Raw genomic sequence first — 11,738 nt, 5'->3', positions numbered from 1 at the left:
AGACTACCTTATTTTAAGTGTTACTATTGTTATTACTGCAAGTAGAATACTCACGATCCAAAAACGAGTCACGATTTTGGGTTCGGGATATCCTTTTTTCTGAAAATGGTGATGCAGAGGCGACATGAGAAAAATTCTCCGACCCTCGCCATATTTATTTTTTGTGTATTTAAACCAGCTCACCTGCATCATAACCGAAATTGTTTCGACCAGAAAGATGCCGGCGAGTATGGGAATAAGCAATTCTTTGCGGATAAGAATGGCAAAAACGGCTACAATGCCTCCAATGGCAAGACTGCCTGTGTCGCCCATAAATACCTGTGCCGGGTAAGAGTTATACCAGAGAAAACCCACCATAGCGCCAATAAATGCACTGATATACACCACCAACTCACCAGAGTGGGGTATATACATGATGTTGAGGTAATCGGCAATGATGGTATTGCCCGAAACATACGCCAGGATACCAAGCGTTGTGCCGATAATGGCAGAGGTACCTGCAGCTAGTCCGTCAAGGCCATCGGTAAGATTGGCCCCATTGGAAACGGCAGTAAGGATAAAAATCACCGCCAAAATAAATACTATCCATACAAAAGGCCTGCCCTTCTCGCCAAGAAATCCTATGATACGTGCATAATCGAATTCATTATTCTTTAAAAAGGGAACATTAACCTTGGTCGATTTCACATCGCGCGTAAGGGCTACTATTTGATTTACTTCCGTACCGGTACCTTCTACCACCTGCATTACCGACCTGCCATCGGGATGAATTACTTTTTCCCGAATCACTACATCTTCGTGCAGATACATGGTTAACCCCACTACAACTCCCAACACAACCTGGCCGAGAAGCTTAAATTTTCCGCGTAAGCCAATTTTATTTTTCTTAAATACTTTGATGTAATCGTCGAGAAATCCCACAAACCCAAGCCATATGGTAGTAATGAGCATCAGCACCACATAGACGTTCGTTAAATCGCCAAACAACAAAACAGGAATAAGAATCGAGGTAAGAATAATAATACCTCCCATGGTAGGAGTACCTTTCTTCTGCATCTGACCCTCCAGGCCCAGGTTGCGAATAGTTTCACCAATCTGCTTACGCTGAAGAAAATATATAATGCGCTTACCCACCACGAGCGAAAGTATCAGTGAAGTGATAATCGCCAGGGATGCCCTAAAGGAAATATATTGAAACAAGCCGGCTCCGGGAAATTCAAACTGATGTAAATAATCAAATAAAGCGTAAAGCATATTAAGCGTTTTTGTGTGGAATGTTCGACATAAAAATCTCTGAAATCACCTCCTGGTCACTGAAATGTATTTTTACCCCCATGATTTCCTGGTAATTTTCGTGGCCTTTCCCAGCTACCAGGAGAATATCTCCTGGGCGTGCCATCATGCAGGCAGCCCTGATGGCTTCGCGTCGATCTAATATCGACAAGACTTTAAAGTGCAAGGAACTTTCGACACCGGCCATCATATCGTCGATGATAGATTGGGGGTTTTCGTTCCTCGGATTGTCTGAAGTAAGAATGAGCCTGTCACTTTCGCGGACAGCGATTTTTGCCATTACCGGACGCTTGGTTTTGTCGCGGTTTCCTCCGGCACCTACCACGGTAATAAGCTGCTCATTACCTTTGCGTATGCTGTTAATGGTAGAAAGCACATTGAGTAAGGCATCAGGAGTATGGGCATAGTCCACAATGGCTGTAACTCCATGCTTTGACCGAAGGTACTGGAATCTACCTTCCACTGTTTTTAAAGCACTGAGGTGGGGAAGAATTTCCAAATCACCTTCGAGCAGCAGCGAAGCTGCACCATAAATGGCAAGCAGGTTGCTGACATTAAACTGCCCGATAAGCTGTGTCCAAACTTCAGATTGGTTCAGCAGTATTTTAGTGCCATCGAAATGGCTCTCGAGTATTTTTGCCTTGAAGTCAGATACATGGTTTATGGAATAAGTGAGAACCCTGGCCCGTGTATTCTGTACCATTACCCTTCCGTGTTTATCGTCGATATTTACCAGCGCGAAAGCATCGGAAGGAAGTTCGTCAAAGAATTGTTTTTTGGCTTTAATATAGGCATCGAAGGTTTTATGGTAGTCGAGGTGATCGTGCGTGATGTTTGAAAAAATACCTCCCCGGAATTGCAGCCCGGCAATACGCCGTTGGTCGATGGCATGTGAACTAACCTCCATAAAAGCATACTTACAGCCTGCATCGACCATATCTGCCAAAAGCTTATTCAGGCTCACGGCATCAGGTGTGGTATGCGTTGAATCCAATGCTACCTCACCAATGAGGTTACGCACCGTAGAGAGTAAACCCGATTGATAGCCAAGTTTGGTAAAGAGCTGATAAAGTAGTGTAGCTATTGAGGTCTTCCCGTTGGTACCAGTAACACCTACTAATTCTAACTTCGAAGAAGGATTGCCATAAAAATTGGAGGCCAGATGTCCAATAGCCGCATGCGAATCTTTCACTTTTAAAAAACATACACCTTCTGGCGATTCTTCCGGTAACTGCTCGCACACAATGCAATCGACACCTTTTTCAATTACTTCAGGTATATAAATATGGCCGTCATGCGCTGTGCCCCGAAGTGCCACAAACAAATCTCCTTTGCGCACCTGCCTCGAATCGAAAACAATACGTTCCACAGGCATGTTACCATTGCCAAACAGAGCGAATTCAAAATTGGTTGCTATTTCGTTTAAGCGTTTCATCTTTTAGTTTGTAAAACTCAATTCCAATACTACCCTATCGCCTCTTCGAACCCTGGATCCTGCCGGAATAGACTGCCGGCGCACACTACCCCTGCCACGTACTTCAACTTGTAAACCCATATTCTCGAGCAGGTAAAGTGCATCGCGCAAACCCATTGCAACTGTATTGGGCATCAGATTATTGGCAAGCCTAAGATTATTCAGCCTTATGGCATCATCTACTTTTTGAGTGCTTATCCAGTCGCCTGTTTCCTTACCCGTTTTAGATTTGATATCCAGTTTTTTGAGTGCCAGGAGGGTATAATCTTTATATCCATTCTTTGAATAAGGAAGCTCCACACTATCTGCTTTTTCTTCGTTCACTGCTACTTGAAGGTCCAAACTGGTGGCATACACCTTATTGGCTATTTCAAGAAAAACAGGACCTGCCACTCGGTTACCGTAATACACATTTTTCGATGGGGCATTTACCACCACAATGCAGGAATAACGGGGCGCATTCGCAGGGAAGTAACCCACAAACGAGGCCTGATAGCTCCGTTTGTCGCCCTTGTAACCAAATTGCTTATCGTACAATTGAGTAGTACCCGTTTTCCCTGCAATTTTAAAATTCGATGCTTTCAGATTTGTTGCTGTTCCATGTTCGACAACGCCTTCAAGCATCTTTCGGGCCTTTTTAAGGGTGGAACGGGAACAGATAGAAGGATTGATCACTTCGACAGGAAACCTTTTTTCCACACTACCTCTTCGTTGAATTTCGCTCACGAAGCGTGGCTTAACCATTTTACCATCGTTGGCAATGGCGTTGTAATAAGTAAGTATTTGCAGGGGAGTAAGCTTGAGTTCGTAGCCATAAGACATTTGCGCCAGCGATACACCCGACCAGAGCTTGTCGCCAGGATAATTTATTTGGGGCATCCCTTCTCCTCTGATGTCGATATTCAGCGGGTCGTTTAACCCGAGGTTATAAATCTTATCGACAAAACGAGCAGGCTTTTTGCCATAAGCTCCAGTAATTATTTTGGCCATACCCACATTCGACGATTTTTCAAAAACCTCCTGCACTGTAATCTTGCCATATCCGCCGGTTTCATGACTTTCGTCGCGAATAGTAATGTCGTAATGTTCAAATATCCCGTTGCCTGTATTGATGGTATCTTCCAGATCGATATACCCATCTTCAATGGCAGCCAGTAAAGCAGGTAATTTGAAAGTCGACCCCGGTTCGGTGCTGGCACCAATGGCGTAGTTGTAAACTTCGAGGTATTGATTGTCGACCTTTTTCATATTCACCATTGCCTTTATATCGCCTGTGTTTACTTCCATCACCACCACGCAACCGTAACCTGCATCGTGGGCCACCAATTGCGATAAAAGCGCCCGGTGTGCCACATCCTGTAAATCGACATTGATAGTAGAAACCACATTGCTGCCATCTTTGGGATCAATTTCGCCATCGTCATCAACGGGCATCCATACCCCGCCAGAAAGCTTTTGCATTGTTTTTACACCTTCCACACCACCCAAAAATTCATCATAAGCACCCTCGATGCCGACAATATTTCCCATTTCGCCCTGCGAAGTATATCCTATGGTGCGCAGGGCAAGATTCCCATGCGGATTAATGCGGCGGCTGCGTTCGACAAACATGATACCCCCCTTGTTTCGGCCCAGGCGGAAAATAGGAAAGGTTTTCATTTCTTTCAGTTGAAGGTAGTTTACACTTGCTTTGAGCAGGTAATATCGTTCGCCGTTGCGACGGGCGGTAGTAAACTCCCTGCGATAGGCTGCGGCCGATTTGTCCTTAAACAGGCGCGACATACAATAAGCTAGTGAGTCAATACCTTCGTTGAACACTTCGCGTTTAAGACCAGCGGCTTTAAAATCAATCCTCACCTCATAATAAGGAACCGAACTGGCCAGAAGTCGCATATCGGAAGCATATATATCGCCTCGGTGTGCAGGAATAATAAAATTCTTAATGCGGGTTTCTTCAGCTTTAGCTCTAAGTTCCGGTCCTTCGATAAACTGAAGAAAAAGTAACTTGGAGGCAAGCAAAACTGCAAATGCCAGAATCCCCAGGTACACCAGGCCAATTCGCCACAATATGTCGCGTTTGATAGACATTCTTTAATCTGCTTCAATTTTATAAGGTGGACGGGTAGGCTGTTTCAAACCAAGTCCCCGTTCCTGCACCATATCTTCTACATTCGATGCTTTGCTCAGATTCATTAATTCGGCAGCGGTAGTCAATTGCTCGGCCCTTAAGTTTTTAATCTCTTCCCTTTCCTTTAAAAGCTTGCGGTACATTCGCTCGGCATGGTAATGGTTGCCGATATAAAAAATAGCCAGCATTACCAAAAAAAGAATAAAAGGCAATTGAGAAACAAGGGTTTTACCCGTAAGCAAGGAACCATCGAGCATATTTTTCAGGCTAAGGCTCTTTACTTCGTTTTGTTCGACCGAAGAAGCTACAAACTCAACTTTCGATGACTTTTTCCCGAGCATCTCACTTAATTTTTTTCGGCAATTCGCAATTTGGCACTGCGAGCCCTGTTATTTGTTCTAATCTCTTCTTCACCAGGAACAATTACTTTTTTATTCAATGCCCTGAATACTTCCTTCTTATTGCCATATAAATCAATAGACTCGTCTTTTTCAAAAGATCCGTCACGAATAAAATCCTTTACCAACCTGTCTTCGAGCGAATGATAACTGATAACGACCAATCGTCCGCCTGGTTTTAATACATCCCGAGCCTGAAGGAGCAGACTTTTCAGGTTATCCATTTCGCGGTTAACTTCAATTCGAAGGGCCTGATAGACTTTTGCCAAAAACTGGTTTTCGGCCTGTCGGGGCATGGAGCTTGACAAGGCTTCCAGAAGATCGCGGGTTTGTTCGATAGGTTTCTGATTCCGATAACTGATGAGCTCATTGGCCAATTTGGCTGGATGATTCAGTTCACCATACTCCCTAAAGATTTTGGCCAGCTGCTCGAACGTATAGGTATTCAGTAAATCGAAAGCCGAAAAAGCTGCCTGCTGGTTCATTCGCATATCCACTGGGGCATCGAAACGATAAGAAAATCCCCGGTCGGCCTTATCAAAATGGTGGGACGAAACACCCAGATCTGCCAATAAACCATCGATTGCATCAATTTCGAAATAGTCGAGGAAATTTTTCAGATAACTGAAATTATGGTGTGCAAACAAAAACCTGTCGTCGTCGATCAGATTCTGTTTGGCATCGGTATCCTGGTCAAAGCCAACAAGCTTGCCACCTTTAAGTCTCTTTAATATCTCGCGGGAGTGACCACCCCCTCCGAAAGTTGCATCGACATAAATCCCATCGGGTTTTATGTTTAACCCATCCACACTCTCCTGCAACAGTACGGGTTGGTGATAGTCTGTCATTCTTCTGCTTCGTCTACAAATCCATCCAATAGTTTTTCGGCCATGTTGGCAAAATCGTCGTCGCTTAATTCAATCGCATCATATTTGCCTTTGGCCCATAATTCAATCTTTCCTGGCTGTCCTGCTAAAACCACATCTTTATCGATTCCTACCTCATCTAATAATCGCTTAGGTATTAAAAGCCGGTTACTTGAATCGGCAATGGCCTCGGCCACACCTTTAAAAAACACCCTTAAAAAAGTATTGTGTTCTTTTTTATATGGATTCAATTTTTTTCGCAGGCTTTTTACCTGACGGTCCCACTCCTCGAATGGGTAAAGCACCAGACAACCTTCGAACACATCCTTTTTAATAATAAACTTCGCAGGCTGACCTTCCTCCATTTGCTTGCACAAAGCAGCAGGCAGCATGAGCCGCCCCTTTGCATCGAGCTTACAAATATGGTCGCCAACAAATGTGATCATAGCACAAATAAATTTTGGTAAAACTACAACAAAAATTCCCACATTTTACCATTATTACCCACTTTTTACCACTTTTGTTGAAAACTTCTTTGTAATTGTGAATAAGGAAAAAATCCGTTTTTAATCCATTGACTTACAGTATCAATTCAAATAATTATAAATTAGCATCTGAACCAAGACGGTATTAATCGAATGAACCCATCAACGAATCAAAGCATACAACAGGTCGACATCAAAAAAATATTTTATGAAAAAAACCCTCGTCTGGCTCGCCTTCTACCGGGGTTTATTTACACTTACCTGAGGCGGATAGCCCACGAAGACTTTATCAATAAACTACTTAGGGAATATGGTCATTTGAAAGGGTTGGACTTTGCCAATGCGATGATAAAGGAATTTAATGTACACATTGTGACTGAAGGCGAAGAAAACCTCCCAAAAGAGGGAAGGTTTATTTTCGTATCGAATCACCCTCTGGGAGGTTTCGACGGACAGATAATTATGCATCTTGTGGCCAGGCATTATGGAGGGTTCAAGTTCTTAGTAAACGACATACTCATGAACCTTCGAAATCTAAGTACAGTTTTTATCCCCATCAACAAACACGGAAGACAAGGCATAGAGCTTGCTGAAAGAATTGACGCGACTTTCCGTTCCAACGACCAGATTCTTACCTTTCCGGCAGGTTATGTGAGTCGTCGGGTTAAAGGTCAAATTGTGGACCTCGAATGGCAAAAAAGTTTTATTACCAAGGCACGGCAATACCAGCGCGATGTAATACCCATTCATATGGGAGGTCGAAACTCCGAATTCTTTTACAGACTTGGCACCATACGCAAAAAACTTAGTATAAAAGCCAACATCGAAATGCTTTACCTGATCGATGAAACATACAAACATCGTAACAAAACCATAGTGGTAAAATTTGGGCAACCAATTCCCTGGCAAACTTTCGACCATTCGAAAAAACCAATCGAATGGGCCCGTTGGGTCAAAGAAAAAGTTTACCTTCTCGATGGCGTAAGAACTATTCCTCTGTAGACAGCCTATGCAGGCTGCGAAATATTTTATAAATTTGTGGGATTACTCTGAATAGAACAAATATGAAAGAGCTCATACAGCCGGTGGATAAAAAACTAATCGAAAAAGAACTTACCCCTGATAAGTTCCTGCGCGATACAAACAATGCAGGAAATGAGCTATATGTGATTACCCACCAGGATTCGCCTCACATTTTAAGGGAAATTGGCAGACTGCGTGAATTAACCTTTCGTAAAGCCGGAGGCGGAACAGGGCTTGAGATTGATTTGGACGAATACGATACAAATGATAATCCATACAGGCAATTAATTGTCTGGGACCCCCAGGAGAAAGAAATTCTCGGTGGCTACCGTTTTCATTTTGGCGGATTAATGAGCAGGGACGAAAATGGTAAGGTAAAGATTGCCACTGCAAAACTTTTTCATTTCAGCGATAATTTTTTATACGATTACCTTCCATATACCATCGAGTTAGGACGTTCGTTTGTTCAGCCTACCTACCAATCGACACAGATGGGTAAAAAAAGTATGTTTGCCCTCGACAACCTTTGGGACGGCCTTGGTGCCATTTTAATTAACAACCCCGACTACAAGTATTTCTTCGGAAAGGTAACCATGTATACCGATTTTGAACCCGAAGCGCGCAATCTGATACTTTACTACCTGATAAAACATTACTCTGACCACGAAAACCTGATGAGACCATTCCACCCGCTCGATACCAGGATGGATAGACAGAAGATGGCTTCGATACTCACAGCAGACAACCCGAAAGACGACATGAAAATTCTGTCTTACGAAGTGAGATCAAGAGGTGAAAAAATTCCCCCATTAATCAATGCCTATATCAATCTTTCTCCAAGCCTAAGAACCTTTGGCACCATATTAAACGAGCATTTTGGGTGTGTGGAAGAAACCGCCATTCTGATTACCTGCGCGGATATGTACCCTTCCAAAATTGAAAGACACATCAAATCTTATAAGCCAAAAGCAAAAACTGACTGGCAAAATGGACTAGACCATTTGGACTGAGATGCTACAGTCTGACATACTATTTTTCCTACTAGCTTCTTTTGCAATAAGAATAGTTAATACGCCCTTACATTTCGACCCTCGATAAAATTGATAAAGGATCGGTTAACTACTTTATTGCCTCCCGGTGTAGGATAGTTTCCGGTAAAATACCAGTCGCCTGTGTGATCGGGGCAGGCTTCATGCAGACCTTCAATGGTTTGATATACGATTTTAACCTCAGCACTAATATCTTTGGTTGTAAGCATTTGTGCAATCTTTTCCGAAATCTGTTCATCGGTAAAAGGCTCATAAATTTCCTTTACGTAATTTTTAATCTCCTCTTTGGGTGATTCTTCCTGAGCCTTCGATTTTTTGTATACGTCGTTGATAATATGCTCCAGACCCTTTTCTTTAAGCAATTCAATGGCAGCCCTGAAAGCAACAAAGTCGTTCAGTTTTGCCATGTCGATGCCATAACAGTCGGGATAACGGATTTGTGGCGAGGATGAAACAATAACAATGCGTTTGGGCTTTAAACGGTCGAGAATACGAATAATGCTGTATTTTAATGTGGTGCCACGCACAATGGAATCGTCAATTACAACCAGGTTGTCGACATTTTTCACAATGGTTTTGTAGGTTACATCGTACACATGGCCTACCAGATCATCGCGACCCTCGTCCTGCGAAATAAAGGTGCGTAACTTAATGTCCTTAATGGCTACCTTTTCAACCCTTGGCTTAAGCGAAATGATTTTATCGATTACTTCTTCTGTAATGGTTTGTCCGCAATTAAGCAGGTTGCGTTTTGCATCGTGCTGCATACTGAGTTCCACACCATGCACCATTCCGTAAAAAGCTGTTTCGGCTGTATTGGGAATAAAAGAAAAGACCGTATTCTCGAAATCGCCTTCAACTGCCTTTTTAATGGCAGGAGTAAGCAACTGCCCAAGTTTTTTACGTTCGCGATATATATCTTTGTCGCTACCCCGGGAAAAATAAATACGTTCGAAAGAACAGGACCGACGCTCAAATGGCCCACGGATTTGCTCCAGGTCAACCGATCCGTCTTTTTTCACAATTAATGCACTTCCTGCAGCGAGTTCCTGAATATCTTCTACCGGCAGGTTCATCACGGTTTGAATGACTGGTCTTTCTGAAGCTGCTACCACTATCTCATCATCGTAATAATAAAAAGCGGGGCGTATAGCCCAGGGGTCGCGCATTACAAAGGCGTCGCCATGGCCAATGGCACCCATAATGACATAACCTCCATCCCATTTCTTGCTCGACTCCTGCAAGATATTTCGGATGCTCATTTGGGATTCTATTTCACGCGATATCTCCTGATTACTAAGGCCCTGACGCTTAAAAATATTGAAAAGCTTTTGGTTTTCAGCATCCAAAAAGTGCCCTACATTTTCGAGCATGGTAACTGTATCAATTTTTCCACGGGGATGCTGGCCCAAATCTACCAGGTGATTGAACATCTCGTCGACATTGGTAAGGTTAAAATTACCTGCCAGCATAAGTGTGCGTGAGCGCCAGTTATTTTGACGCACCACAGGGTGGGCATTTTCAATGTTGTTAAGGCCATAGGTTCCATAGCGCAAATGCCCCATAAGCACTTCAGAGGCAAAAGGCAGATGACTTTTAACCCAGGAAATATCTTTTAGCAGTCCCGGTGATTTTTCTTCGGCTTCGGTGAAACTGGCTTTAATGCCCTGAAAAATATCTTGTATTGCAGAAGCCTTTACAGACCGTAAACGATTAAGGTACTCGTAACCAGGTTCAACATCAAGCTTAATGGCAGCAACTCCTGCACCATCCTGACCCCGGTTATGCTGCTTTTCCATTAAAAGGTACAGCTTATTCAGGCCATAACGCCAGGTACCGTATTTCAGTTGATAATATTCTAAAGGTTTTCGTAAACGAATAAATGCGATCCCACATTCGTGCTTAATGTCGTCAGTCATTCAAATTTAATTTTGGATAATTGATTTGTGTCTGTACCAAAAAAGCTTCGGTAAACTGCAATTCTATCTGCTTGCGGAATTTTAATGCTTCCGACTCGCTTCTAAAATCCCCCACATAAATCTTGTAGTTCGGATAAACAAACTTGGGATAAACCGGCACCTCGCTAAAGGCGTAGGAGAATTTGGCCATCACCTGATCGTATTCTGATTTTGCTTTAGGCCCTGAATTTGAATAGATACGAATACGGTAACCTGTAATTCCCTGTAGCTGACTTTTGGTATATTGATGACTTTCTATAAGGCTTTTAATAGCCTCGCTTTGCACTATTATCACTTTTGCTTCCGTCAATGATCTGTCAGTTACCTTATCGATTAGACTTTCTGATTGGGCAAAGGAAACTGTGCACTGTAAAAAGAAAAAGAGGATTAAGAAGAGTTTGAAAAAAAGGGTCACTATGTAAGCTTTTGTCGTGCAAAATTAAGCTTTTTTTTACACAGAAAGGTTTGAAATATCACTTCGCTGAAAAAATGCGTATTTATGCGCAGCCTGCTTTGGGGAACAAACTGCTGGTCAGATTGATAAAAAAATACAAGTTGAGTGACCTATAGCGTAATGCGCTTGGTTTCTTTAATATCTATGGTCCGCTTAACCAGAAATGACTTTGCAGTAATGGTACCTTCGATTCGGATTTCAGCCTTTTGTCCCTGTTTCATATTCATCATAATAAATGCAGCGCCCAGAATATTTGCCAGACGAATTTTAATCGGAAGTTCGTATTCTTTCGCAACATTCCGCTCAATTGCCAAACCCTCGTCCATAATTATTTTACCGATGTAATTCCCATTCAGAAATACCTTCAGGTCGATATCGGAAAAGATAATTTTATGATGCGTAGGATTGTCAACAGGTACTTTTATATGCAATTTAAGGTGGTTGTCTTCAAAACCCTCTAACTTAAACTCGGAAGGATCGCCTATGGAAATTTTCTCGAAATTTCCACATGAAGTCATAAAAACAGCCAATAGTACAACCAGCGAAAGACGAGAAAGAGATACAAAGAATGTGTTTTGCATGGATTATTAATTTTCCGGGGTGTGTTCAA

Annotated in this window: 11 protein-coding genes; 2 read left to right on the top strand and 9 right to left on the bottom strand. The window is 42.6% G+C overall.

From position 1 onward, the window contains the following. Window positions 1-3: 3 nt before the first annotated feature. Genes IPM71_10155 through IPM71_10130 form a run of 6 tightly spaced genes read right to left on the bottom strand, consistent with a single transcriptional unit; the run spans window position 4 to window position 6,605 of the window. On the bottom strand, window positions 4-1,254 hold the full coding sequence (locus IPM71_10155; GenBank protein QQS49974.1) for a phospho-N-acetylmuramoyl-pentapeptide-transferase: 1,251 nt from the start codon (window positions 1,252-1,254) through the stop codon (window positions 4-6). Window position 1,255: 1 nt separating this feature from the next. Next, a complete protein-coding gene (locus IPM71_10150; protein ID QQS49973.1) occupies window positions 1,256-2,728 on the bottom strand; it encodes a UDP-N-acetylmuramoyl-L-alanyl-D-glutamate--2,6-diaminopimelate ligase in 1,473 nt (490 codons plus the stop codon). Between the two features lie 3 nt (window positions 2,729-2,731). Beyond that, on the bottom strand, window positions 2,732-4,855 hold the full coding sequence (locus tag IPM71_10145) for a transpeptidase family protein (protein QQS49972.1): 2,124 nt from the start codon (window positions 4,853-4,855) through the stop codon (window positions 2,732-2,734). A gap of 3 nt (window positions 4,856-4,858) precedes the next feature. Continuing rightward, window positions 4,859-5,236 (bottom strand): hypothetical protein, encoded by a 378-nt coding sequence (locus IPM71_10140; protein ID QQS49971.1) that lies wholly within the window; start codon window positions 5,234-5,236, stop codon window positions 4,859-4,861. Window positions 5,237-5,241: 5 nt separating this feature from the next. Further along, window positions 5,242-6,141, bottom strand: a complete 900-nt coding sequence (gene rsmH / locus IPM71_10135) for a 16S rRNA (cytosine(1402)-N(4))-methyltransferase RsmH (GenBank protein QQS49970.1) — start codon at window positions 6,139-6,141, stop codon at window positions 5,242-5,244. Next, entirely contained in the window at window positions 6,138-6,605 is a 468-nt protein-coding gene (locus IPM71_10130) for a division/cell wall cluster transcriptional repressor MraZ (GenBank protein ID QQS49969.1), read from the bottom strand. Before IPM71_10130 ends, rsmH begins: the two co-directional genes overlap by 4 nt. 192 nt (window positions 6,606-6,797) lie before the next feature. On the opposite strand from IPM71_10130, the gene IPM71_10125 reads away from it, so the two are divergent. Both IPM71_10125 and IPM71_10120 read left to right on the top strand, forming a co-directional pair. After that, window positions 6,798-7,646, top strand: a complete 849-nt coding sequence (locus IPM71_10125; protein ID QQS49968.1) for a 1-acyl-sn-glycerol-3-phosphate acyltransferase — start codon at window positions 6,798-6,800, stop codon at window positions 7,644-7,646. Window positions 7,647-7,708: 62 nt separating this feature from the next. After that, window positions 7,709-8,677, top strand: coding sequence for a GNAT family N-acetyltransferase (locus IPM71_10120; protein QQS49967.1), 969 nt, complete (start codon window positions 7,709-7,711; stop codon window positions 8,675-8,677). A gap of 56 nt (window positions 8,678-8,733) precedes the next feature. Here IPM71_10120 and IPM71_10115 read toward each other — a convergent pair whose 3' ends face one another. The 3 genes from IPM71_10115 to IPM71_10105 form a co-directional block, all read right to left on the bottom strand. Continuing rightward, on the bottom strand, window positions 8,734-10,635 hold the full coding sequence (locus tag IPM71_10115; GenBank protein ID QQS49966.1) for an amidophosphoribosyltransferase: 1,902 nt from the start codon (window positions 10,633-10,635) through the stop codon (window positions 8,734-8,736). Further along, window positions 10,628-10,984 (bottom strand): SPOR domain-containing protein, encoded by a 357-nt coding sequence (locus IPM71_10110; GenBank protein ID QQS49965.1) that lies wholly within the window; start codon window positions 10,982-10,984, stop codon window positions 10,628-10,630. Before IPM71_10110 ends, IPM71_10115 begins: the two co-directional genes overlap by 8 nt. A 254-nt stretch (window positions 10,985-11,238) precedes the next feature. Then, window positions 11,239-11,709 carry an LEA type 2 family protein gene (locus IPM71_10105; protein ID QQS49964.1) on the bottom strand — a complete coding sequence of 157 codons (471 nt, stop codon included), beginning with the start codon at window positions 11,707-11,709 and terminating at the stop codon, window positions 11,239-11,241. Between the last annotated feature and the right edge of the window lie 29 nt (window positions 11,710-11,738).

This window comes from Bacteroidota bacterium (assembly GCA_016699695.1).
GTDB lineage: Bacteria > Bacteroidota > Bacteroidia > Bacteroidales > UBA10428 > UBA10428.
Note: the sequence above shows the minus strand (reverse complement) of the source record. Positions and strands in the feature narration are given on the sequence as shown.

What these genes read in the sequence shown, in the direction of transcription:
- IPM71_10155 (QQS49974.1), bottom strand. Translation starts at nt 1,254, where the DNA reads ATGCTTTACGCTTTATTTGATTATTTACATCAGTTTGAATTTCCCGGA.
- IPM71_10150 (QQS49973.1), bottom strand. Translation starts at nt 2,728, where the DNA reads ATGAAACGCTTAAACGAAATAGCAACCAATTTTGAATTCGCTCTGTTT.
- IPM71_10145 (QQS49972.1), bottom strand. Translation starts at nt 4,855, where the DNA reads ATGTCTATCAAACGCGACATATTGTGGCGAATTGGCCTGGTGTACCTG.
- IPM71_10140 (QQS49971.1), bottom strand. Translation starts at nt 5,236, where the DNA reads ATGCTCGGGAAAAAGTCATCGAAAGTTGAGTTTGTAGCTTCTTCGGTC.
- rsmH (QQS49970.1), bottom strand. Translation starts at nt 6,141, where the DNA reads ATGACAGACTATCACCAACCCGTACTGTTGCAGGAGAGTGTGGATGGG.
- IPM71_10130 (QQS49969.1), bottom strand. Translation starts at nt 6,605, where the DNA reads ATGATCACATTTGTTGGCGACCATATTTGTAAGCTCGATGCAAAGGGG.
- IPM71_10125 (QQS49968.1), top strand. Translation starts at nt 6,798, where the DNA reads ATGAACCCATCAACGAATCAAAGCATACAACAGGTCGACATCAAAAAA.
- IPM71_10120 (QQS49967.1), top strand. Translation starts at nt 7,709, where the DNA reads ATGAAAGAGCTCATACAGCCGGTGGATAAAAAACTAATCGAAAAAGAA.
- IPM71_10115 (QQS49966.1), bottom strand. Translation starts at nt 10,635, where the DNA reads ATGACTGACGACATTAAGCACGAATGTGGGATCGCATTTATTCGTTTA.
- IPM71_10105 (QQS49964.1), bottom strand. Translation starts at nt 11,709, where the DNA reads ATGCAAAACACATTCTTTGTATCTCTTTCTCGTCTTTCGCTGGTTGTA.